General features: G+C 60.2%; 17 protein-coding genes and 2 pseudogenes. 12 read left to right on the forward strand and 7 right to left on the reverse strand.

The window, feature by feature from the left end:
* Window positions 1–90 precede the first annotated feature (90 nt).
* Complete coding sequence (locus tag AC3I0A_RS19510) at window positions 91–6,477, reverse strand: retention module-containing protein (RefSeq protein ID WP_489373943.1); 6,387 nt, start codon at window positions 6,475–6,477, stop codon at window positions 91–93.
* A 106-nt stretch (window positions 6,478–6,583) separates the two neighbouring features.
* Entirely contained in the window at window positions 6,584–6,904 is a 321-nt protein-coding gene (locus tag AC3I0A_RS19515) for a hypothetical protein (protein WP_489373945.1), read from the reverse strand.
* 140 nt (window positions 6,905–7,044) lie between these two features.
* Between AC3I0A_RS19515 and AC3I0A_RS19520 the strand changes: the two genes are divergently transcribed.
* The 3 genes from AC3I0A_RS19520 to AC3I0A_RS19530 are packed head-to-tail and all read left to right on the forward strand — an operon-like array spanning window position 7,045 to window position 11,997.
* Window positions 7,045–8,403 (forward strand): TolC family outer membrane protein, encoded by a 1,359-nt coding sequence (locus AC3I0A_RS19520; protein ID WP_489373947.1) that lies wholly within the window; start codon window positions 7,045–7,047, stop codon window positions 8,401–8,403.
* Between the two features lie 57 nt (window positions 8,404–8,460).
* Window positions 8,461–10,620, forward strand: a complete 2,160-nt coding sequence (locus AC3I0A_RS19525) for a type I secretion system permease/ATPase (RefSeq protein WP_489373948.1) — start codon at window positions 8,461–8,463, stop codon at window positions 10,618–10,620.
* Window positions 10,621–10,629: 9 nt separating this feature from the next.
* Window positions 10,630–11,997 carry an HlyD family type I secretion periplasmic adaptor subunit gene (locus AC3I0A_RS19530; protein WP_489373950.1) on the forward strand — a complete coding sequence of 456 codons (1,368 nt, stop codon included), beginning with the start codon at window positions 10,630–10,632 and terminating at the stop codon, window positions 11,995–11,997.
* A gap of 94 nt (window positions 11,998–12,091) precedes the next feature.
* Here AC3I0A_RS19530 and AC3I0A_RS19535 read toward each other — a convergent pair whose 3' ends face one another.
* A complete protein-coding gene (locus AC3I0A_RS19535) occupies window positions 12,092–12,697 on the reverse strand; it encodes a tRNA-uridine aminocarboxypropyltransferase (protein WP_489373952.1) in 606 nt (201 codons plus the stop codon).
* Window positions 12,698–12,710: 13 nt separating this feature from the next.
* On the reverse strand, window positions 12,711–13,604 hold the full coding sequence (locus AC3I0A_RS19540; RefSeq protein WP_489373954.1) for a LysR family transcriptional regulator: 894 nt from the start codon (window positions 13,602–13,604) through the stop codon (window positions 12,711–12,713).
* Window positions 13,605–13,943: 339 nt separating this feature from the next.
* Between AC3I0A_RS19540 and speB the strand changes: the two genes are divergently transcribed.
* The 4 genes from speB (at window position 13,944) to AC3I0A_RS19560 (ending at window position 18,486) form a co-directional block, all read left to right on the forward strand.
* Complete coding sequence (gene speB, locus AC3I0A_RS19545; RefSeq protein WP_489373955.1) at window positions 13,944–14,894, forward strand: agmatinase; 951 nt, start codon at window positions 13,944–13,946, stop codon at window positions 14,892–14,894.
* 9 nt (window positions 14,895–14,903) lie between these two features.
* A complete protein-coding gene (locus AC3I0A_RS19550; protein ID WP_489373956.1) occupies window positions 14,904–15,323 on the forward strand; it encodes a YybH family protein in 420 nt (139 codons plus the stop codon).
* A gap of 55 nt (window positions 15,324–15,378) precedes the next feature.
* Window positions 15,379–16,890 carry a purine-cytosine permease family protein gene (locus AC3I0A_RS19555; RefSeq protein WP_489373957.1) on the forward strand — a complete coding sequence of 504 codons (1,512 nt, stop codon included), beginning with the start codon at window positions 15,379–15,381 and terminating at the stop codon, window positions 16,888–16,890.
* Window positions 16,891–17,106: 216 nt separating this feature from the next.
* Window positions 17,107–18,486: a sodium:solute symporter family protein gene (locus AC3I0A_RS19560; protein ID WP_489373958.1), complete on the forward strand. Its 1,380-nt coding sequence runs from the start codon at window positions 17,107–17,109 to the stop codon at window positions 18,484–18,486.
* A gap of 287 nt (window positions 18,487–18,773) precedes the next feature.
* Here the strand turns inward: AC3I0A_RS19560 and AC3I0A_RS19565 are convergent, their stop codons facing one another.
* Window positions 18,774–18,902 carry a PA1414 family protein gene (locus AC3I0A_RS19565; RefSeq protein WP_009042667.1) on the reverse strand — a complete coding sequence of 43 codons (129 nt, stop codon included), beginning with the start codon at window positions 18,900–18,902 and terminating at the stop codon, window positions 18,774–18,776.
* Between the two features lie 164 nt (window positions 18,903–19,066).
* Here AC3I0A_RS19565 and AC3I0A_RS19570 point away from each other — a divergent pair.
* Window positions 19,067–19,333, forward strand: a pseudogene (locus AC3I0A_RS19570) (YbfB/YjiJ family MFS transporter); the annotation flags it as partial.
* Here the strand turns inward: AC3I0A_RS19570 and AC3I0A_RS19575 are convergent.
* Window positions 19,281–20,210, reverse strand: a complete 930-nt coding sequence (locus AC3I0A_RS19575; protein ID WP_489373960.1) for a DMT family transporter — start codon at window positions 20,208–20,210, stop codon at window positions 19,281–19,283. The pseudogene AC3I0A_RS19570 and the gene AC3I0A_RS19575 sit on opposite strands and share 53 nt — an antisense overlap.
* Before the next feature lie 28 nt (window positions 20,211–20,238).
* Window positions 20,239–21,075 carry a CvfB family protein gene (locus AC3I0A_RS19580; protein ID WP_489373962.1) on the reverse strand — a complete coding sequence of 279 codons (837 nt, stop codon included), beginning with the start codon at window positions 21,073–21,075 and terminating at the stop codon, window positions 20,239–20,241.
* A 349-nt stretch (window positions 21,076–21,424) separates the two neighbouring features.
* Here AC3I0A_RS19580 and AC3I0A_RS19585 point away from each other — a divergent pair, with 349 nt between their 5' ends.
* The 4 genes and pseudogenes from AC3I0A_RS19585 (at window position 21,425) to AC3I0A_RS19600 (ending at window position 23,787) form a co-directional block, all read left to right on the forward strand.
* A complete protein-coding gene (locus AC3I0A_RS19585; protein WP_172668627.1) occupies window positions 21,425–21,613 on the forward strand; it encodes a hypothetical protein in 189 nt (62 codons plus the stop codon).
* A 113-nt stretch (window positions 21,614–21,726) separates the two neighbouring features.
* A pseudogene (locus AC3I0A_RS19590) lies at window positions 21,727–21,933 on the forward strand (TorF family putative porin); the annotation flags it as partial.
* Window positions 21,934–21,998: 65 nt separating this feature from the next.
* On the forward strand, window positions 21,999–22,868 hold the full coding sequence (locus AC3I0A_RS19595; RefSeq protein WP_489373964.1) for a DUF6279 family lipoprotein: 870 nt from the start codon (window positions 21,999–22,001) through the stop codon (window positions 22,866–22,868).
* Between the two features lie 172 nt (window positions 22,869–23,040).
* Window positions 23,041–23,787 carry a DUF899 domain-containing protein gene (locus AC3I0A_RS19600; RefSeq protein WP_489373966.1) on the forward strand — a complete coding sequence of 249 codons (747 nt, stop codon included), beginning with the start codon at window positions 23,041–23,043 and terminating at the stop codon, window positions 23,785–23,787.
* Window positions 23,788–24,015: the final 228 nt, after the last annotated feature.

Raw genomic sequence — 24,015 nt, forward strand, 5'->3', positions numbered from 1 at the left:
GAAGGCGTCGGACCGGCCAAGCCAATTCCCCTGCCCCAGACAAAAAAAACCGCCACCCTCTCGCGAAGGTGGCGGGTTTGTCGTTTCAGGTCAGACGGTATCGACCTTCAACGAATGGTCGTTGAGCATGCCGTTGATGATGGTGGCGGTGTCCGCGCCGCCGGCGATCACCCCGCCTGCTCCCGGTGTCACGCCATAGTGGTCGGCGAGGTTGACCCCGGCCAGGTCGATGGTCTGGGTCGGGGTGGCACCGGCTATCGAGCCGACGTCGATGCTGGTCACCAGTGAGGCACCGCTGCCGGTTACCTTGAAGTGCAGGTAGTCGTCGAGCGAGGCTGGAGTCGCATTTTCGCCCTGCAACAGTTGCGACAGGTCGAGCTTGTCGGTGCCCGGTGTGAAGTCGGTGACCACGTCGTGCCCGCTGTTGCCTTGCGGCCACTGGAAGGTGTCGCTGCCCGAGCCGCCGGTCAGGGTGTTGTCGCCCGGCCCACCGATCAGGAAGTCGTCACCGTCGCCGCCATTGAGCACATCGTTGCCCAAACCACCGGTGATGATGTTGGCGTTGTTGTCGCCGGCCAGGGTGTCGTTGTAGTGGGAGCCGACCAGGTTCTCGATGGCGGTCAGGGTATCGGTTCCCGCACCGACCGTGTTCTGCGCGCCGGGCAGACTGAGGTCAACTGTCACGCCGGCCGTGGCATGGGCGTAGCTGGCGGTGTCATTGCCGGTGCCACCGTCGAGCAGGTCATTGCCCGGCCCGCCGAACAGCAGGTCGTTGCCCGCGCCACCGTGCAGGGTGTTGTTGCCGGAACCTGCGGTGAGCACGTCGTTGCCATCACCGGCGTTGAGGATGTTGTCACCGTCGCCGGCCACCAGCACATCGTCGCCCGAGGTGCCGGTCAAGGTATGGCCCGCTTGATACTCGATGCTCACCGCCGCGCTGTCGCTGCCACCATGGTTGTCGCTGGCAGTGTAGGTACCGTGGAAGTCAGGGGTACTCTCTTGGGCCCCGGAGTAGTTGACGGTCATGGTCAGTTGATAGTCTTCCGCGCCGCCACCGCTGTTGCCGGGGCTGCCGGCGTCGACGATGTTGGTGATATGGATCTGGTAGACCCCATCAGTGGCCGCCGCGGGAATGGTGTCGCCGTCGAGAATTGTCACGAAGGCGCCACCGTTGACCGAGTACTCCATGGTGATATGCCCGGCCAGCAGGTTGTGGTCCAGGTTAAGGGTTTCACCCTGTTTGAGGCTGACGGTAATGAGGTCCTCATGATCGTTGTTATTGTTATTGTTGGAGACATTGCCCAAAGCGCCACTGACCACCAGGACCGCGGTCATGGTCGCCGCATTTTTGGCAAAGGAGCTGCGGTTTACGCTGAGCGCCGGAACATTGTTCCCGGGAAAGCTGACAGCCCCGGAGCCAGTGAAATCGGCACCTTTGGCTCCCCAGCCGGTGTTGAAGGTAGTCGGTGAGGCATTCAACGGGTCGCCGTTGGCATCGGTGTCGTTGGCCAGCAGCACATCCGCCGCAATCACCACGTTGTTTGACAGTACGTTCGTGATGATGTGGTCGTCGACCGCCACCGGTGGCGCGTTCGGGTTGACCTTGATCACCAGGTTGGAGCTGGCCAGGTCGCCATCGTTGTCGCTGACGACATAGCTGAAGTTTTCGGTGGCCACCACGCCAGTGATTTGCTGCGAGCTGTACGTGAAGTCGCCAGTGTCCAGGTTAATCACCAGGGTGCCGCTATTGCTGGTGGCGATGCTGATGCTGTTGTCGACGGTGTTGAAAGTGCCATGGTTCACACCGCCACTGAAGGTCAGCAAGCCCTGATTGCTGTTGCCTGTAGGGTCATAGGTATAGGTGGTGCCATCGACCAGGATCGATTTGATGAAACCGCCGTCAGCGCCGAACGAGCCGAACGAGCCGCCATCGCCCAGCAGGCTGCCGGTGACGGGTGCGCCCTGAACGGTGCCTGACAGCACCGAGTTGAGCTGATTGAGGTCGGTCACCACCACGGCGTTGGTGTCGGTGTGAAGGCTGCCGTCATAGGCCAGCGGGTCAAGGTTGGCGCTGCTCACGCCGGAACCCAGACCGATGGCGTAGTTCTTGATACCGTTGGCATCGAGGAAAGCTTTCCAGGCTGTTTCATCCGCAGCCCCCACCTCCTGGCCAGACGTTGGCTCACCATCAGAGAAGAAGTAGCCGACATTTTGCGCACCGGTCAGCTGGCCGGTGGTGACGAACGCCAGTTTCGCTGCCGCGACGCCAGCATCGTAGTTAGTGCTACCCCCGGCCGTCAGCGAATCCACGATGGCCTTGGCGGTGGCGACATCGACCCAGATCGGTGTCTCGTCCGTCGCATCGCTGCTGAAGGTGACAATCTGGACTTTCACATCGCCCATATCATCGTACTTGTCGAGCAAGGCGCTGATCGCCTGCTTGGCCAGCTCAAGACGCGACAACCCCGACACGCCTGACTCGTCGTCCATACTGCCGGACACGTCGATTACCAGCAGCAGGTTCGAATCGATTTCAACTGCCGTCTCCACGCGCTCACTGGCGACGGCTTTGGGTACGTCATCGACGATGCTCACCACGATGGTGCTGGTGATGCTGTTACCCAGCGCATCAGTGGCTTTGTAGTTGAAGCTTTCGCTCAGGGTATTCGCGCCGTCATCGGCATTCGGCGAGGTTTTCGGTGCCGAGGTCAGGGTGTAGGTGTAGGTGCCGTCGGGGTTGAGCAGGATCTGTCCGTAGGTACCGGTGGCGCTGCCGACCAGGCTGTAGGTGATGTCGCCGGTGGCGCCGGAGATCGAACCGACCAGGGTGCCGGACGCCGTTTCGCCCGTTGAGGTCGGGTCGCTGCCGCTCACGCTGCCCGCTGCCAGATCCTGGCCATCCTTGCTGAGATCGAGGGCTTTTTCGTAGACAGTGACATCCTCATCGGGGAGGACTATGAGGCAGTTGTCGGTGACGTCGATGCACAGGGTAGTGGTACTTTCATCGCCGTCGGCATCACGGATGGTGTAAGTGAACACGTCCGTGGCCCCCGGAGGGCTCACCGAGTCGGGGTTGCTGTGATAGACCGCATTACCAGCGGCATCCAGCGTCAGGTAGCCGTAGCTGCCGTTGATGTTCGAACCCAGGCCGCCAATGGCCGAGGTCGACGTATCGCTCCCCGCCCGCACACCAACCACTGCCCCGCCGAGCGCCGCACCATCGGCGCCGGTGATGTCGTTATGCAAGACGTTGCCCGTGACGAAGCCACCTTCAGAGACCGTGGCGGCATCGCTATTCGCGCTCGGAAGGTCATCAACGATATTGACGTCGATCACCCCCGATGCGGTGCTGCCATCGGTATCGGTGGCGAGCACATTGAAGTGCTCGGCGATACTGTTGGCGCCCAGCCCGATGGGGTGGGTATCGTTGTCGACCAGGGTGTAGCTATAACTGACCTCGCCGGTGCTGGCGTTGTAGCCGGTGACAGTCAGCGTGCTGCCGAGCGCGGTGGTAATCGATTGCGGGAACCCCGCGGCCACACCGCCGCTGACCACGTTGATGCCACCGACACTGAGGCTTTGCAAACCGTCGGGCGCAGTGACCGTGAAGGTGCTGCTTTGGGTCAGTGCACCTGCATTCGGGTGGCTGCCGTCGCTGAGATTTTTTTCGTAGACCGTCAGTTCTCCGCCCTCGATGTCGAGGTCGCAGATGATGACCGGGTCATCGTCGTTGTGGACTTGCAGCAGCAGGTCGGCGGTGCTGGTATCGCCGTCGGAGTCGGTGAGGGTGTAGGTGAACGTGTCGGTATCGCTGCCGCCGCCGTGCCCCTTGAAGTCCGGGTCATCGGTGTTCAGCGTGTAGGTGTAAGTGCCGTCTGCGGCCAGCACCAGAGTGCCGTAAGTGCCGGTAAAAGTACCGGCAGTGATCGGCCCGCTTGGTACTCGGTCGGCGCCCTGCACATCATTGGTCAATACATTGCCGCTCAGGATCAGATTGTTTTCCGAGGCGGTGCCGGCGTTGCTGTCGTTTGCGGCGGTCGGCAGATCATCGATCACATTGACGTCCAGTGAACCACTGGACGTGCTGCCATCGGTGTCGGTGGCGACCACGTTGAAATGTTCGCTGAGGCTGTTGGCACCGTCGGCGCTGGGATGGGTTTCGTTGTCGACCAGGGTGTAGCTGTAACTGACCTCGCCAGTGCTGGCGTTGTAGCTGGTGATGGTCAGGGTATTGCCGAGCCCGGTGGTAATCGATTGCGGGAAGCCTGCGGCCACCCCGCCAGTCAACACGTTGATGCCACCGACGCTGAGGGTTTGCAGACCGTCGAGCGCGGTGATGGTGAAGGTGCTGTTTTGAGTCAGTGCACCTGCATTCGGATTGCTGCCATCGCTGAGGTTTTTCTCGTAGACCGTCAGTTCGCCGCCCTCGATGTCGAGGTCGTTGACGATCACCGGGTCATCATTGTTATGGACCTGCAACACCAGATCGGCGGTGCTGATGTCGCCGTCGGAGTCGGTGAGGGTGTAGGTGAACGTGTCGATATCGCTTTCGCCGCCGTGCCCCTTGAAGTCCGGGTCATCGGTGTTCAGCGTGTAGGTGTAAGTGCCGTCTGCGGCCAGCACCAGGGTGCCGTAGGTACCGGTGAAAGTGCCAGCGGTGATGGGCCCGCTCGGCACCCGGTCGGCGCCTTGCACGTCGTTGGTCAACACATTGCCGCTGAGGATCAGGTTATTTTCTGAGGCCGTGCCATTACTGTCGTTGACGGCCGTCGGCAGATCATCGATCACATCGACGTCCAGCAAACCGCTGGACGTGCTGCCGTTGGTGTCGGTAGCGAAGACGCTGAAATGTTCGCTGAGGCTGTTGATGACGTTACCCGAATCATGCACATCATTGTGAGTCAGGGTGTAGCTGTAGCTGACCACCCCGGTGCTGGCATCGTAGCCAGTGATGGTCAATAGGTTGCCCAACGCGGTGGTCAGCGCTTGCAGGAGGCCGCTGGCGATGCCACCCGCGACCACACTGAGGCCACCCACGCTCAAGGTATGCAGACCATCCGGCACAGTCACGGTGAAGGTGCCGGTCCGGGTCAACGCCCCTGCATCCGGACTGCTGCCGTCGGCCAGGTTTCTCTCGAAGACCGTCGCCTCGGCCCCTTCGCCATCCAGATCGATGACCACCGAATCATCATTGTTGTGAACCTGCAGCACCAGGTTGGCGGTGCTGGTATCGCCGTCGGCATCGGTCAGGGTGTAGGTGAAGGTTTCAGTGGCGCTGCCGCCGCCACGCAAGGCGACGAACTGTGGATCAGCAGGGTTCAAGGTGTAGGTGTAGGTGCCATCCGCGGCCAGGACCAGGGTGCCGTAAGTACCGTTGAAGGTGCCGGCGATGATGGGCCCGGTGGGCACGCGGTCGGCGCCCTGCAGGTCATTGGGGAGCACGCTGCCGGTCAGGGTCAGCAGGCTTTCCGAGGCGGTGCCGGGATTGCTGTCGTCGAACGCTTTGGGCACATCGTCGGTGATGTTGACGTCCAGCGAACCGGTCGTGGTATCACCGTTGCTGTCGCTGGCGATTACCGTGAACTGTTCGCTCAGGTTGTTGGCGCCATCGCCGGCGGAATGGGTTTCGTTGCCGACCAGGGTGTAGCTGTAACTCACCACACCGGTGGCCGCGTTGTAGCCAGTGATGGTCAGGGTGTTGCCCAGTTGGGTGGTGATCGATTGCGGGAAGCCTGCGACCACCCCGCCGCTGATCACGTTGATCCCGCCGATGCTCAGACTCGACAGCCCGTCTGGCGCAGAAATGCTGAAGGTAGCGCTTTGGGTCAGTGCCGCCGGATCGCTCGCCGAGCCTTGGGCCAGATTGGCCTCATTGAGGGTCAGCTCGCCACCTTGCACAGACAGGCCGGTCAAGGTCAGCGAATGGTTGGGCGGCACGATAACCGCAGGGGTCTGCTCGCCGTTGTCCAGGACAGCATCACGACGGTCTAAAGGAAGCTCGGGAATGCCGTTGAAACCGGCCGTAGGGAAGCCAATGACCGGGTCGACCCGTCCCGCCACTTCCTCCAGTAATACAAACGAATGGCCACCGCCCAAGGCGCCCGGTGCGCCAGTACTGCCAGGCCCGGCCGCAGTGGCCTCGCTGGTCTGGGTCGGGTCGGCACCGGCCGCAATGGCTTTCTGCGTTTGTTGGACATCGGTCAGTTGCGCCTGACTGGGCGTCACTGCCTCGGGCGCGTCCATATGAGGCGCCTGGTGGGCCAGCAGTTGCGGGGTCATTTGCAGGCTGCTGCCACGTCCCAGGGTCAATTCCTGGCCATTTTTCAACTGCACGGCCACCGCGCCTTCGGCACCGGTGACCAGTTGATCCCCGACAAACAATCGGTCTCCTTCGACCAGGGCGCGTCGGGTTCCATCACCCGCAACAGCGAAAACCTGACCGACGACCTTACTGACGATACCGATAAGCGTTGCCATGTGCATTCCTCCGCCGCCGACAGCTATCGGCACCTGGTTGCGCAGAGAAAGTGTTCATGGCCTTGCCGGGTTGCTTGGCGAAACATCGGCCTGGCAGCTCGTTTACTCAGCGTAAACTGCGCTCCATCGCGATCTTCTCGCCCCACTGACCCTCGCAAACTGACTGTTTTCTGTCGCAGTAACCGAATGAAATCAGCTTCACGCCAGGACAGTCTTCCTGCGAAAGCAGCGTCACGATTTTTTCGAGAAGAGTGCCAAAAAAATGCCACTCAAAAAACCGTGCCGCTCCATCCCTTCCACCACTTCCCCGCCCTATTTTGAAAAAGTGATTGAACCTTTTTTCAGCCCGCCAAAGCTTATAAACCCCGGGCCTCATGCTTTGAACAATGTGCTGGATTTTGCAGAGCGCATAAGTTTTTTTTGACATAAGCCTTATGAGAAATCCTTCTTAGCTTCGCGCCAAGATGTTCTTAGCTCTCTGTTACAAACTTGAAACGGTTTGACCTATAAAGATCGTCAATTATTTGGCGATCGATAAGCACCATCAAGGATCAGGGAGATGTACCCATGGGCGTTTTGAAACCCCTCTGCAGCGCGATTTTATTGGCCATGGCTTGCTCGCATCAGGTCCAGGCCATGTCACTGACCGAAGCCATTCAGAGCACACTGGATAACCATCCGGAACTGCATGCCAGCGGGAACAATCGCCTGTCTGCCGATGAGGATGTGAAAGTCGCCAAAGGGGGCTTCTACCCTACCGTCGATTTGAATGCCGCTTACGGGCGCGGCTACAGCGACAACACCACTACCCGCGCGCTGGGCAATCACAACACCGAAACCCTGACCTACACCCAGTCGGAACTGCGTCTGCGGCAAATGCTGTTCGATGGTTTCAACACCGCCAATGAAGTCGGGCGGACCAGGTCAGTGGTCAACTCCCGGGCTTACTTCACCCGTGGCACTGCCGAAAGCCTGGCCTTGCGCACCATCGAGGTGTACCTCGAAGTCCTCAAGCGCCGTGAACTGGTAAGCCTGGCCAAGAACAACCTGCAGGCGCACTTGCGGGTCAACGATCAGATCGGCCTGCGCACCGAACGTGGTGTGGGCAGCAACGCCGACCGCGATCAGTCGAGCGCCCGCCGGGCACTGGCGGAAAACAATTTCGATACCGCAGAAGTCGACCTGGCCGATGCCGAGGCGAACTTCTTCAGCGCAGTCGGACGCATGCCTGACGAACTGGAAACCCTGCCCTCGATCAGAGGCGAGTTACCCGCCACCCTGCCCGATGCGCGGCAAAGCATGCTGGAGAACAACCCGTACCTGAAATCCGCCCAGGCTGACGTTCACGCCGCCGAGGGCCAGTACGAGGTGGCCAAATCGCCGTTCTATCCACGCTTCGATGCCGAAGCCGCGGTCGGCGCCAACGACAACATTCAAGGCGACAAGGGCCACGACAACGAATGGCGGGTTGGCATAGTGATGAACTACAACCTGTTCAGGGGCGGCAGTGACAAGGCACGGCTGCAATCGGGCGCACACAAAATCAACCAGGCCATGGACATCCGCAACAACGCCCTGCGCATGCTCAACGAGAACATCACGCTGGCCTGGAACGCCATGGTCAACGCGAAAAAACAAACCCCGACCGCCCGTGAATACGCCGAAACCACCACCCGCGTCCGGGCGGCCTACCAGGACCAGTTCGGCCTTGGCCAACGGACTCTGCTCGATCTGCTGGACAGCGAAAACGAGCTGTACAACGCCAATCGCCGCTACACCGAAGTGCGCTACACCGAGGAGTTCTCCATGTACCGCGTTCTAGCGAACATGGGCGAGTTGCTGAACAAGGAAAAAGTCGTGGTACCTGCTGAAGCGATCGCGCAAACAGAAGTGAAAAGCGAAGCCCGTTTGCCGGAAATGAGGTAGCCAGAAGTGACGTAACCAGAAGTGAAGTAAGTGGTTCAGTAGTAAGGAGAGACTCATTTGACCAGCATGGAACCCCGTAGCCTTGGTGTCGATCCGCGCCAGAGCTTTGATGACCCGCTGTTGGACGGATTGTTGATCCTCTGCAAACTTCACGACTGCACCGTCAGCCGTGCCAGCCTGAGTGCCGGGCTGCCACTGGCCCAGCAGCGTCTGAGCCTGGACCTGCTGCCGCGTGCCGCAGCCCGGGCCGGCTTGCAGGCGCGTTTGCTGCGCCGGGAGCTTGCGGCCATCTCGGCGCTCAACCTGCCGGTGTTATTGGTCCTCAAACATGGCCGCTGTGCGGTCTTGCGACGCTGGGGCGACGACGGCAAGGTGTTGATCCTGCCGAGCGAAGCCGAGGGCGGTGAACAATGGGTCAGCCGTGAAGAGCTGGCCGACGACTACAGTGGTCAGGCGCTGTTCGCCCGGCCACGGCATGAGCTTGAAGACTTGCGCGCGCCATTGGTGCCACGGGTCCACGCCTGGTTCCGCGACACGCTGAAGCTGTCGCGCTGGCTGTACAGCGATGCGATTCTGGCGAGTTTCCTGATCAACCTGCTGGGGTTGATGGTGCCGTTGTTCGTGATGCAGACCTATGATCGCGTGGTACCGAATCAGGCGACCTCGACGCTTTGGGTGTTGTCCATCGGGCTGCTGATCGGCACCGGTTTCGAGCTGGTGCTGCGAGTAGTCCGCGCCCACCTGCTGGACCAGGCCGGGAAGAGAACCGACATCATCCTTTCCGCCACCTTGTTCGAGCGCATCACCGGCATGTCGATGAAGGCCAAACCTGCGACCGTCGGCGGCTTTGCCCAGAGCATCCACGACTTTCAGGGCCTGCGTGAATTCCTCACCGCCGTGACCCTGACCAGTCTGATCGACCTGCCGTTCGCCGTGCTGATGCTGGTGGTGATCGGCCTGCTCGGCGGCTGGCTGGTAGTGATCCCGTTGCTGGCCTTCCCCCTCACGATTGTCTTCGCCATGCTGATTCAGGCACGCCTGCGCGACACCGTGCAGAAAAGCCTGAGCCTGGGCGCCGAACGCCAGGCGCTGCTGATCGAAACCCTCGGCGGCCTGGAAACCCTCAAGGCGTGCAGCGCCGAAAGCGAACGCCAGCACCAATGGGAAAGCATTCATGGCGCGCTGACCCGACTGGACAGCCATGCGCGCAACCTGTCGGCGCTGGCCACCAACGGCACCTTGTTCATTCAGCAGTTCTGCGGCATGGCGACCATCGTCGCCGGGGTCTACAGCATCATCGCCGGCAACCTCAGCGTCGGCGCCCTGGTAGCGACCTACATGCTCGGCAGTCGGGTACTGGCGCCGCTCGGGCAAATCGCCGGGCTGATCACCCGCTATCAACAAGCCCAGCTGACCATGCGCAGCACCGACGCGCTGATGGCGCTGCCGCAAGAACGCGACGCCAAACAGCGGCCGCTGGAACGCACCCAGTTGCAGGGCGCACTGGACGTCAGCCAGGTGACCTTCCGCTACAACGGGCAGAACGCCCCGGCCCTGGCCACTATCAGCTTCAGCATGAAACCCGGCGAACGAATCGGCATCATCGGCCGCAGCGGCTCGGGCAAAAGTACCCTGGCGCGGTTGGTCATGGGCTTTTATGCACCGGAGGAAGGCCAACTGCTGCTCGACGGTCTCGACCTGCGGCAACTGGATGTCGCCGACCTGCGCCAGCAAATCGGTTACGTCGCTCACGATCTGCCGCTGCTGGCCGGCAGCCTGCGCGATAACCTGACCCTCGGCGCCCGCTATATCAGCGACGCGCGAATGCTTGAAGTGGCCGAGCTGACCGGTGTCACCGAGCTCGCTCGCCAACACCCGCAAGGCTTTGATCGCCCCGTCGGTGAGCGTGGCCAGTTGCTCTCCGGCGGCCAGCGTCAGGCGGTACTGCTGGCCCGCGCGTTGTTGCTCGACCCGCCGATCATGGTGCTCGACGAACCCACCAGCGCCATGGACAACAGCAGCGAAGATGTTCTGCGCCAACGCCTGCACAAGTGGGTTCAGGGCAAGACGTTGCTGCTGGTTACCCACCGCACCTCGATGCTCAGCCTGGTGGATCGGCTGGTGGTGCTGGACAACGGCCGGATCGTCGCCGACGGTCCGAAAGAAGCGGTCATCGATGCACTGCGCAAGGGCCGTGTCGGCTCTGCGGCTGTCTAGGAGTCGCTTATGTCTGCTTCATCGCCTGCTCCATTGAAAGCGCGCAGCTATTTCGGCAGCTTCGGCAAAAGCGCCGAAAGCGAATTCATGCCGGAAGTGGCCGGTGCGTCGCTGCAGGATTCGCCGCGCGGGTCGCGGATGACCGTGTGGATCGCTGCGGCGCTGCTCATCACCGCGCTGGTCTGGGCCAAATTCGCGGTGTTGCAGGAGGTCACCACGGGTGAAGGCAAGGCCATACCGTCGAGCAAGATTCAGGTGATCCAGAACCTGGAGGGCGGTATCGTCACCGAGATCTTCGTGCGCGAAGGGCAAATGGTGAACAAGGGCGATACCCTGCTGCGCCTTGATGACACCCGGTTTCTGTCCAACAAGGGCGAGAGCGAAGCGGATCGCTTTGCCCTGATCGCACAGGTCGAGCGGCTGTCTGCCGAAGCCGAGGGTCGGCCTTTCAAGCTCTCCGAGGAGGTCGTCGGCAAAGCGCCGCAAGTGGCTGAAGACGAGCGTTCGCTGTTCGAGCAACGGCAACGCCGGCTGGCCAGCGAGCAACGCACGCTGACCGAGCAACTTCGGCAAAAAACCCAAGAGCTGGCGGAGTTTCGTTCCAAACAGGGCCAGTTCAGTTCCAGCCTGGCTTTGCTGCAACAGGAAATGAACATGTCGGCGCCGCTGGTGGGAACCGGCGCGGTTTCTCCGGTGGAAATCCTTCGTCTCAAACGCAGTGCGGTGGAGATTCGCGGCTCGTTGAACGCCACTACCCTGGCCATTCCACGGGCCGAATCGGCGATCAACGAGATCAAGAGCAAACTCGACGAATCGGTGCAAGGCTTCCGTTCGGACGCCGCCAAGGAGCTCAACGAGAAACGCACCGACCTGTCGAAAATCACCGCGTCGAGCATCGCCATCGACGACCGGGTGACCCGCACCACCGTGGTTTCGCCGGTGCACGGAATTATCAAAGTGTTGAAGGTCAATACCATCGGCGGCGTGGTCCAGCCGGGCAGCGACATGGTGGAAATCGTGCCGCTGGAAGACAACCTGCTGATCGAAGCCAAGGTCCGTCCGCAGGATGTGGCCTTCCTCCATCCCGGACAGAAAGCCATGGTCAAGTTCAGCGCCTATGACTACACCATCTACGGCGGCTTGAGCGCCAAACTCGAACTGATCGGCGCCGACACCATCACCGACGACAAGGGCAACAGCTTCTACCTGATCCAGGTGCGCACCGACAAAAACCACCTGGGCGGCGAACTCAAACCGCTGCTGATCATCCCCGGCATGGTCGCCACCGTGGACATCATCACCGGCGAGAAAAGCGTGCTGGATTACTTGCTTAAACCGGTGCTCAAAGCCCGGACCGAGGCGATGCGCGAACGCTAAAAGCTTCGCGGGCAAGCCCGCTCCCACAGGGGAATGCGATCAAAATGTGGGAGCGGGCTTGCCCGCGAAGGGAGCAACATGGTGGGCCTGCTATTCAAGCATCAGCCGCCCCACCATGATTTCGCCGAAAGGTCTCCTCCCCCATCGCTGCAATCTGCCCTTCGATCAACGCTTCGAAAGGCCGCAACAGCGGCTCGAACGAGGTTGGTGCTTCAAGGGTTTGCAATGCCTGGACGATCGCTTCCACCGTCGACAACGCCCCTGGTCCCGGTGCCTTGCGCAAGCGATAACGCGACACCGCCCCCTCAGCCAACGTCACTCTCGGCAATGCCGCCAGCAATGGATTGAGGTGCAGCAACTTGCGTGCCTTGCGCCAGGTGCCGTCCGGTACTACCAACAGCAACGGTTGATCCGACGGGGTGTAGGCCTGCAACGGTTGTGCATCATCAGCCGGGAACAGCAGTCGCGCTTGATAGCCTGGCGGGTTCAACAACGCGGGCAAATCCTCGAACACTTCCCCCACGATCAATTCGCCATTGTTCAACCCCAAGGCCGCCAGCCGCGCGGTGTTCAGCGCATGGTTCACTTCGCTGGGATGCTGCAACAGCAACACCCGGGTGCGGCTATCGAGCTGCGGGATCAATGGGCACAGGCAATGGGTTGCAGGGCGCAGACAACGGGCGCATTGGCTTCTGGACATGAGGTTCTCCCGATCAGGCCTGGTTGAGCTGCGCTTTAAGCAAGTCGCGGAAGGTCTGGATCAGCGGTTCACGGCTGCGACCGCGGCGCATGATCATCGAGAACGGGGCCTGATAGCCAAAGGTCGCCGGCAGCAGCACGCGCAAATCGCCCTTGTCGGCCCAGGCCTGAGCGTAATGCTCCGGCAAGTAACCGATGTAAGCGCCGGACAGCACCAGAATCAGTTGCGCCTCCATACTCTCCACCGTCGCCGCACTGTGCTTGAAGCCGTGGCGAGCCAGTTCGGCCTGGCTCCAGTAACCACGACCGACCATGCGCTGCTGGGTGATGACTTGCTCGGGGATGCGCCGCTCGGTGAACAATGGATGACGGTTGCTGCAATACAGCCAGTGTTGTTCACGGTATAGCGGCATATAGACCAGCCCGCTCATGCGCGTGGAGAACGCACCAATGGCCAGGTCCAGACGGTTGTCCTGAACGCCGAGCTGCAATTCGTACGGGCTCATGACCGATAAGTGCAAATGCACCGCCGGGTGTTCCTGGCTGTAGGCGCCGATCGCTTCGGCGAACGGCAGGGCCTTGTCGCTGACGGTCGAGTCGATCACGCCGAGGTTAAGGGTGCCGCGCAATTCGCCCTTGAGCGCTGCGGCGTATTGCTCGAAACCTTCCAGTTCGCCTAGCAGGCGCAGGGTTTCCTGATGGAACAGTTCGCCTTTGCTGGTCAGGCTGAAACCGCCCCGACCACGATGACAGAGCACCAAGCCCAACGCGGCCTCGAGCTGACTCATGTAAGTGCTGATGGCCGACGTCGACAGGTTGAGCTCCTGCTGAGCATTGGCAAACCCCTGATGCCGCACCACGCTGACGAAGATGCGCAATAGTTTCAGGTCGGGTAAAGCGTTGGCCATGGGGGGGCTCCGAAAGAAGGAGGAAACTCTGAGCGTCAACACTCTTTGTGGCGAGGGAGCTTGCTCCCGCTCGAGCGCGAAGCGGTCGCAATCAGGTCTACTCGGTCTGCCAGAAGAAACGCGGTTGCAGATTTTACGACTGCTGCGCAGCCGAGCGGGAGCAAGCTCCCTCGCCACAAGTTCGGCGTTCTCCTTAAGCACTTGGTACGAAGTCTAATCCCCCTCCACCCATTAGTTTAGAAAAATCTGAACTAAGTATTTGCCGGTAGCGATTCTTCCCGCTCACTACATTTCGCAGAATCGCCCCCTGACAAATAAAACAACGATGAGGCCCTACCCGTGGACAAGATTCTTCACCAACCACTGGGCGGCAATGAAATGCCGCGCTTCGGCGGCATCGCCACCATGCTGCGACTCCCCCATTTGCAATCCGCTGAAGGCCTCGATGCTGCTTTCATCGGCGTCCCGCTGGACATCGGCACCTCGCTGCGCCCCGGTACCCGCTTCGGTCCACGCGAGATTCGCGCTGAATCGGTGATGATCCGTCCGTACAACATGGCCACCGGTGCTGCCCCGTTCGACTCGCTGTCGGTCGCCGACATCGGTGACGTGGCAATCAACACCTTCAACCTGCTGGACTCCGTGCGCATCATCGAAGAAGCCTACGACGCCATCCTCGAGCACAATGTTATCCCCCTGACCCTGGGTGGCGACCACACCATCACCCTGCCGATCCTGCGGGCGATTCACAAGAAACACGGCAAGGTCGGTCTGGTGCATATCGACGCCCACGCCGACGTGAACGATCACATGTTCGGCGAGAAAATCGCCCACGGCACGACCTTCCGTCGCGCCGCCGAAGAAGGCCTTCTGGACTGCGACCGTGTCGTGCAAATTGGTCTGCGGGCTCAGGGCTACACCGCTGAAGACTTCAACTGGAGCCGTAAACAGGGCTTCCGGGTGATTCAGGCCGAAGAATGCTGGCACCACTCGCTGGCACCGCTGATGGCTGAAGTGCGCGAGAAAGTCGGCGGCGGCCCGGTGTACCTGAGCTTCGACATCGACGGCATCGACCCGGCCTGGGCACCTGGCACCGGCACTCCGGAAATCGGCGGCCTGACCACCATTCAAGCGATCGAGATCATCCGCGGTTGCCAAGGACTCGATCTGATTGGCTGCGACCTGGTAGAAGTTTCGCCGCCTTACGACACCACCGGTAACACCTCGCTGCTGGGTGCCAACCTGCTGTACGAAATGCTCTGCGTACTGCCGGGCGTGGCCCACCGCTGAGGAATGACCATGAGCGAACGTGATCAGGTGTTGAAAGCCGCCGCAGAACTGGTGTCGGCCTTTGCCCGTAACGATCGCGAAGCCTACTTCGGCGCGTTCAGCTTTGAAGCCAGCTTCGTTTTCTACACCCTCGAACAGCCGTTGCTGTCGCGCGACGCCTACCAGGCCTTGTGGGACAACTGGCGCCGCGAGGATGGCTTCGAGGTGCTCTCGTGCACCTCGAGCAACGCCTTTGTCAGCCTCCAGGGTGATGTGGCGATCTTTATTCATGACGTCGCCACCGAGCTGCGCATGCAAGGGGAGCAACTCTTTAGCCAGGAACGCGAAACCATTGTTTTCAAACAACAGCGGTTTGGCGAACAACAAGGCCGTTGGCTGGCCTGCCACGAACATTTGTCCGCAATGCCGGAAGGGCTGCCCTCCCCTTAGCCAACACAGGTGACGCTCACACACGATGAGCGCGCCTTGATGATCGGAGCAGATCATGAATAACAACAACAAAGAACACAGCATCAAAACCATAGAAACCTTCGGGGTCGAACAGATCCCGGATCATGAGCGAACCGCCACACCGAGTGATCTGTTTCGGCTGATCTTCGGTGGCGCCAATACCTTTGCTACCGCCGTACTCGGCAGTTTCCCGGTGCTCTTTGGCCTGTCGTTTCAAGCCGGGGTCTGGGCGATTGTGCTGGGCGTGTTGCTCGGCGCGATCATCCTCGCCCCGATGGGTCTGTTCGGTCCGCTCAATGGCACCAACAATGCCGTGTCTTCCGGTGCGCACTTCGGTGTACACGGGCGGATCGTCGGTTCGTTCCTGTCGCTGCTGACGGCTATTGCGTTCTTTTCGTTGTCGGTATGGAGTTCGGGCGACGCCTTGATCGGAGGCGCCAAACGACTCATCGGCCTGCCTGAGACCGACCTGAGCCTGGGCCTGGCCTATGGCCTGTTCGCAATCCTGGTGCTGACCGTGTGCATTTACGGTTTCCGCTTCATGTTGTGGGTCAACCGGATCGCGGTATGGGCTGCCAGCCTGCTGTTCCTGCTGGGGATCTTCGCCTTCGCGCCAACCTTCGACAGCCAGTTCGCCGGTACCGTCGGTCTCGGTCAGGCCGGTTTCTGGGCGGCCTTTATCGGTGCCGCGCTGGTCGCCATGAGCAACCCGATTTCCTTCGGCGCGTTCCTCGGCGACTGGTCGCGTTACATCCCGCGCGAAACCCCGAAAGGCCGGATCATGCTGGCGGTCATCGCCGCGCAGGCAGCGACCTTGATTCCGTTCCTGTTCGGCCTCGCCACCGCGACCATCGTGGCCATCAAGGCACCGGACTACATCGCGGCGAACAACTATGTCGGCGGCCTGTTGGCGGTTTCACCGAGCTGGTTCTTCCTGCCGGTGTGCCTGATCGCAGTGATCGGCGGCATGTCCACCGGCACCACCTCGCTGTATGGCACCGGGCTGGACATGTCCAGCGTGTTCCCACGGGTGCTGTCGCGGGTCAAGGCGACCTTGTTGATTGGCGTGCTGTCGATTGCCTTCATCTTCATCGGACGCTTTGCCGCGAACCTGGTGCAGAGCGTGTCGACCTTCGCCGTGCTGATCATCACCTGCACCACCCCGTGGATGGTGATCATGATCATCGGTCTGCTGGTGCGTCGCGGCTTCTACTGCCCGGATGACCTGCAAGTCTTCACCCGCGGCGAAACCGGCGGTCGCTACTGGTTCCAGCACGGCTGGAACTGGCGTGGCCTGGGTGCGTGGATTCCCAGCGCACTGGTCGGTCTGTGCTTCGTCAACCTGCCGGGGCAGTTCGTCGGCCCGTTGGGCGAGCTGGCGGGTGGCATCGATGTCAGCTTGCCGGTGACCCTCGGTCTGGCGTCGCTGGTGTACCTGACGCTGCTGAGCCTGTTCCCGGAACCGGCACTGGTTTTCGGACCGAACGATCCACGCAGCAAGCGCACGGATTCGCTCGCTAAACCTGAACTGACAGAAACAGCCTGATAACGAACTACCTGTAGGAACGGGCTCTTGTGGCGAGGGAGCTTGCTCCCGCTCGATCGCGAAGCGGTCGCAAAACCGGCTGACGGGTTCTTCCTGAAGAATCTCGGTTGCAGGTTTCAGGGCTGCTTCGCAGCCCAGCGGGAGCAAGCTCCCTCGCCACAAAAAGCGCTTTGAACCTACATTCCACATAAAAAAGACAATCGGAGACACGCTGTAATGGCTTTGGATTTATTTGTTGTTCTCATCTACGCCGCCGGCATGCTGGTGCTCGGCTACTACGGCATGCGCAAGGCCAAGACCCACGAAGATTACCTGGTGGCCGGGCGCAACCTCGGCCCGACCCTGTACATGGGCACCATGGCCGCCACCGTACTCGGCGGCGCGTCGACAGTCGGCACCGTACGCCTGGGTTACGTCCACGGGATCTCCGGTTTCTGGCTCTGCGCCGCACTGGGCTGCGGCATCATCGCGCTGAACCTGTTCCTGGCCAAACCGCTGCTCAAGCTGCGGATCTTCACCGTCACCCAAGTGCTGGAAAAACGCTACAACCCGATGGCCCGTCAGGCCAGCGCGGTGATCATGCTGGCCTATGCGCTGATGATCGGCGTGACCTCGATCCTCGCCATCGGCACCGTACTGGAAGTGCTGTTCGGCCTGCCGTTCTGGATTTCGGTACTGCTCGGCGGTGGTGTGGTGGTGGTTTACTCGACCATCGGCGGCATGTGGTCGCTGACCCTGACCGATATCGTCCAGTTCGTGATCAAGACTGTCGGCCTGATGTTTGTCCTGCTGCCGATCTGCCTGTACCGCGTCGGCGGCTGGGATGAGTTGGTCACCAAACTGCCAGCCTCGAACTTCAGCTTCACCACCATCGGCTGGGACACGATCATCACCTACTTCCTGATCTACTTCTTCGGGATCCTGATCGGTCAAGACATCTGGCAGCGTGTGTTCACTGCCAAAAATGAAAAAGTCGCGCAATACGCAGGCACCCTCGCCGGTTTCTACTGCATCGCCTACGGCCTGGCCTGCGCCCTGATCGGCATGGCTGCTCACGTGCTGCTGCCGGATCTGGACAACGTCAACAACGCTTTCGCCGCGATCGTCAAAGTGTCCTTGCCGGACGGTCTGCGCGGTCTGGTGATCGCCGCTGCACTGGCAGCCATGATGTCCACCGCCAGTGCCGGCCTGCTGGCCGCCTCCACCACCCTGACCGAAGACCTGCTGCCAAGACTGCGTGGCGGCAAACAGTCGAGCCTGAACATCAATCGTCTGTTCACCTTGCTGACCGGCATCGCGGTGCTCGGTATCGCGCTGGTGGTCTCCGACGTGATCAGCGCCCTGACGCTGGCTTACAACCTGTTGGTGGGCGGCATGTTGATCCCGCTGATGGGTGCCATTTTCTGGAAACGTGCGACTACCGCAGGGGCTATCTCCAGCATGGGTCTGGGCTTCGCCACCGCGCTGGTGTTCATGCTCAAGGATGGCCTGGATGCCAACACGCCGATCTACTACAGCCTGGCGGTAGGTTTGATCAGCTTCGTCGTGGTCAGCCTGTTGTCCCCTCGCCCGGTGGCGGTGGCCAACGCGATCTAATCCGGGAATAGAAACGGCTTAACCTTTTCTTCGACGGGTGCGGCGTCGGTTGCCGCACCCGTTTTTTTTCGTCCGAAGTTTCGGGTACTTGTGGCGAGGGGCAAGCCCCCTCGCCACAAAGATGCAACGCTACACACCTGAATGGAAGGCCATCAAGCCGCGCTTTTAACCAATGAGGGAGTTTTTTAGCCTGGTTCCCGTTGATCAGTCAGCGGGAAGCCGGGCCTTTTTTTCGCATGATGCAAGAGATCCCGCGCCGTGCGCAGGATGGCTCAACCGCCGATCATTTACCGGCGGCGCTGCTGACGCCGGCGTTGCTCGTCGTCAGTGCGGATGGGCACGGGTTGCAGAGGCGGTTCGATCAGGCCGAGAGCAACACCGAGGTCATGGAGCCAGTTTTGTAGTTTCTCTTTCATGGTGCCCCCTTCAGGGTAGTGCTGAGCGACCGGGATTCTATAGCCGCTTCATACAGATAATAGTCCGAAGTCCTACGCAATGCTCGCCCGGCATGACAATGATCTGTAACACGAATGTGTCAGGTCATGTCAGGCGCTGACCCGGACTTCCAGTGGTTGAACCGGCCTCGCTGCAGCTGGTGATGCAACGCTCGCGGGAACTGGCGCCCCACAACACCCAACGCAATACCGGGCTGCTGACCGCCTGTTTCGCCGTGGGTCAGCTCAGCGGGCCGTTGCTGGCGGCGCTGAGCAGCCATTTCAGCGGGGGATTGGCGCCCGCGCTGATGATTGCCGGTAGCGGGTTGCTGCTAGGTGGCGCGCTATTGCTGCGCCCGGTCATTGCCCCAGGGCTTTGCGCAAACGACGCCGCACCCACTGTTCTGCGCTGACGAAGGTGATGCCGAGCAACACCAGCACAGCGCCGACCACGAAGTTGAAACTCAGCGGTTCATCCAGCAGCACCACACCGAACGTGACGCCGAACAACGGCGTCATGAAGGAGAACACCGCGAGATTCGCCGCCAGGTAGCGGCGCAGCAGCCAGAACCAGGTCAGGTAGCTGAAGAACGACACCACCAGGCCCTGGAACAGCACACTGGCCACGGCCACCGTGGTCAGGCTGACATGGCTGATCTGCCCGCTCACCGCAGCAATCAGCAGCAGACCGACGAAGCCGGTGATCAGTTGATAAAACAAGGTCAGGGTCGCCGGCGCTTCGGACAAACGTGAAGCGCGCACCACCACCGTGGTCGCCCCCCAAGCCGCCCCGGCCAATACGCCCAGCGCGTCCCCCAGCAGCATCCGCCGATCGAGGTTATCCAGCGACAAACCACCGGCAAACGCAAAACCGATGCCGATAAACGCGAGGAAAATTCCCAGCCACTGCAACGGTCGCAGCCGCTCACTCGGCAACAGCCAGTGCACACCCAAGGCGGTGAAGATCGGCGCGGTGTAGAGGAACACCGACATGTGCGCCGCCGTGGTCAGTTGCAGACCTTCGGCGATAAACAGAAACTCCAGGCCAAACAGGCTGCCGGCCAGCAGACCGCCGCGCCAGGTGTTGCCGACCTGCTCCCAACCGCCCTTCCAGAAGATCAGCCCAGCGACCAGTACCGCAGCGATTCCGGAGCGGCCGGCGGCCTGCATGACCGGCGCGATGTCCGCCGCCGCCCATTTGATCATCACCTGCTGCACGCCCCAGATCAGGCACAGGCCCATCATCACTTGCAGGGCAAAACCATCGGCGCTGCGCCGTTCAGCGCTCACTGCAAGACCTCGAGGACAGACAAAACATTCAGCTCAACTCGATACGATCAGCATGAATCACGATCTGCCCGTTCTTGTAGAGCGCACCAATGGCCTTTTTGAAGTTGCCCTTGCTGACGCCGAACAAGCCGCTGATCACCGCCGGGTCGCTCTTGTCGCTGACCGGCAAGGTACCGTTGTTTTCGCGCAACCTGGCGAGGATCTTCGAGTTCAGGCTGCTGGACGCTTCTTCGCCGACCGGTTGCAGGCTCAGGCTGATCTTGCCGTCGGCACGAATCTCTTTGATAAAGCCTTTTTCTTCCTTGCCGGCGCGCATGAACTTGAACACTTCGTTCTTGTGGATCAAGCCCCAGTGTTTGTTGTTGATGATCGCCTTGAAGCCCATGTCGGTCGCTTCGGCCACCAGCAAATCAACTTCCTGGCCAACCTGATAGTTAGCCGGGGTTTTGTCCAGGTAACGGTCCAGGCGGGCGGTGGCGGTGATGCGGCGGGTGTGCTTGTCGAGGTAGACATGCACCACGCAATACTCACCGGCGGTCATCTGGCGTTTTTCTTCGGAGTACGGCAGCAACAGGTCTTTAGGCAGACCCCAATCAAGGAAAACCCCGATGCTGTTCACTTCAACGACTTTCAGACTGGCAAAATCGCCGACCTGAACTTTCGGCTTTTCAGTAGTTGCGATGAGTTTGTCATCGCTGTCCAGATAAATAAAAACGTTGAGCCAGTCTTCATCTTCACTGGGAATATCTTTGGGAATATAACGATTGGGCAACAGGATTTCGCCGTCCGCCCCACCGTCCAGATACAAACCAAAGTTAGTGTGTTTAACCACTTGCAAGCTGTTGTAGCGCCCGACTAAAGCCATTTCCAATACCCTCATTGCGTGGCGGCATTCTACCCGAGTTTGCCGGTACAGTTCTGCGAGCAGCCGGGCGGCCGATGAAAAACCTCTGGGCAGCCTGATTTTTCTGGCCTGGGGAACCTTTTTGGCCCGCTCGTCAGACCGATCAGCTGGTTTTGTCCTGTCCAGGCGTGGCCAGGCACTGCTAATTGCCACCAGGGTTTTTAGTTAAAACAGTGGCTTAGACGTTTATCCCAAAGATCGACTTATGTTTGTTCGACCTGTGGGCCCGATTATTTCAGGGGGATATTTACCAAGCAATTGTCAAGTATTTCCTGTACGATGCCTGGCCAAGTTAATTTTCTACAGGTTAATGGCCGCCATGCGTGTAAAAGCATCCAACAGCAAAGCAAAGCCAGCTCCAGCCGTTGAAACCAGCGAATCGATCAACAGCCAGATTGCTGCGTTCCTGAAGTCCGGCGGCGAGATTCAGCAAATTGCCAAAGGCGTCAGCGGCCAGACGTTCGGCCCGTCCAAGCAAATCACCCTTGGCAAAAAGTAATACCCCTGCGTCACCCCCTGGTCCCTATGCGCTTTGAGCCTTGAAGCGCTAGGACTGGAACCCTCCCGCAACACCCCCACCAGCTGGATCAATCCTGCAAAATAGACGAACCCGGCTCGCCAATGTCCGTCGCGCACGGTGGTTATGTGCGCCGCTTCGATGACTGGTCGGTGAAATTCTCGCGGCCGTGGATGGGCATCGACCTGAACCTGATCTACAGTGATTCAAACCTCAGCGGTGGCGATTGTTCAGCCTGTTCCGGGCACAACGCCCAATGCGACAGCCTGCTCACATTCAAGGCCGAACACTCGTTCCATTGAATGGCTGAACTGCCGGGCTCATTCCGGGTTCAGATGCAGAACCTCGCATTCGCAAGGACTCGCCTATGTCGCACCGGTTGAAGCACTTCTCTTTACTGCTGATGCTGAGCCTCGCGCTGTCCGGCTGCAATCGCGTGGGCGTGGCCTACCGCAACCTCGACGTGATCATCCCCTGGACGTTCAACGACTACCTGGCCATGAACAGCGCGCAAAAAAGCTGGTTCAACGAGCGGCTCAAGGAACACCTCAGCTGGCATTGCACCACGCAACTACCCGACTACCTCGACTGGCTGGATCGCTTGCAACAGATGATCGAGACCCATCAGGTCAGCGACGCCGCCCTGCAGGCCAGAGCCCTGGAAGCCAGGCAGGCCATCGCGCAAAGCGCTCGGGAAGTCACCCCATCGGCCATCGAGTTGCTTCAGGGCCTTGATGATCAACAAGTCAAAAAAATCAACGAGGCGTTCGCCAAAGACCAGCGCAAACGCCAGGCCAGCTACCTGAAATCGTCTTTGGAGCAGCAGATACAACAACGCAGCGAGCGGATGAGTAAACGTCTGAGTGCCTGGTTAGGCCAGCTCAGCGCCAGCCAGCAACAGCGGGTCGTTGTCTGGTCGACTTCGTTAGGCGATCAGAACCAGCAGCGAAACGCCAACCGCGCCCTGTGGCAGACGCAATTCAGTGCCGCCATGGAACAGCGCCAGAGCAGCGACTTCCCGCAACGTATCAAGCAGCTGCTGGTCAATCGCGAAAGCTTATGGACCCCGGCCTATCGTCAGGTCTACAACCTGTCCGACCAAGCCACCCGCAACCTGCTGGTGGACCTGATGGCCCAAAGCACGCCGGCTCAACGCCAGCGTTTAGTGAAGAAAATCGATGAGGTGCGCAGTGACCTCACCACGTTGAAGTGTTTGAAGGCGCCGCAGCAGGGGTGATTAAGCGGTGGTTGTAGGATTTTTTCGCGGGCAAGCCCGCTCCCACAGGGTTCAGCGTAAGCCGCAACCTCAAAAACCGCCGGGCGCCTTGTCGATTTCAGCCTCGGCCAAACGACTAGGCTGTGTAGGCAGTCGCCGGCAAAGCGCTGCAACCTTCGCAGGAGGAAAAATCATGAACACCTGGCAACCGCAACAGCACAAGGTGGTGCCCCGCGAACAATGGCTCGCGGCACGTAAAGAACATTTGCTTCACGAAAAAGCCTTCACCCGGGAACGGGACAAACTCAGCGCCGAACGCCGCGCATTGCCTTGGGTGAAAATCGACAAGTCCTACAACTTCGAAGGCCCCGACGGACGGCAAAGCCTGGCAGACCTGTTCGGTGGCCGCAGCCAACTGATCGTCTATCACTTCATGTTTGACGTCGGCTGGAAAGAAGGCTGCACGGGCTGCTCGTTCGTGTCCGATCACATCGACGGCGCCAACCAGCATCTGGCCCACCATGACGTGGCACTGGTGGTGGTTTCCCACGCGCCACTGGCCGAATTCCTGCCTTTCAAAAAGCGCATGGGCTGGAAATTCAATTGGGTGTCTTCGGCCGGCAGTGACTTCAATGCAGACTTCAACGTGACCATCAGCGACGAAGAACTCGCCGCCGGCACCGCCGTCTACAACTACGAAAAAAGCACCAGCGCCGGCGAACAGCCTGGCCTCAGCGTGTTCTATCGCAATGACGCCGGCGAGATCTTCCACACTTACTCCACCTATGCGCGGGGCCTGGATTTGCTGGTCGGTGCCTACAACTACCTCGACCTGACCCCCAAAGGACGCAACGAAGACGAGATCATGGAATGGGTCCGTTATCATGATCGTTATGAAGACGAACCGGCAATGGGGGAGTCGAACTGCTGTTCCGAGTGAGGCCGAAGGGTCCCGCGCTGTCAGCTCAATCGCCATCGCGGGCAAGCCACGCTCCCACAAGGATGACGCAATCCCCTGTGGGAGCCTTGCCCGCGATGAAGGCGATCCTGAGATCACCCGTGAACAAGCTTTATGCACATGATCAATGGGTAAGCACCAATCCCTGTTCAATCGTCAAAGCCTGGTCATCGCCTGTTGTACATGGGCCAGGAACAGTCTTGGCAGTTA

The organism is Pseudomonas sp. KH_024_B2 (genome assembly GCF_057839965.1).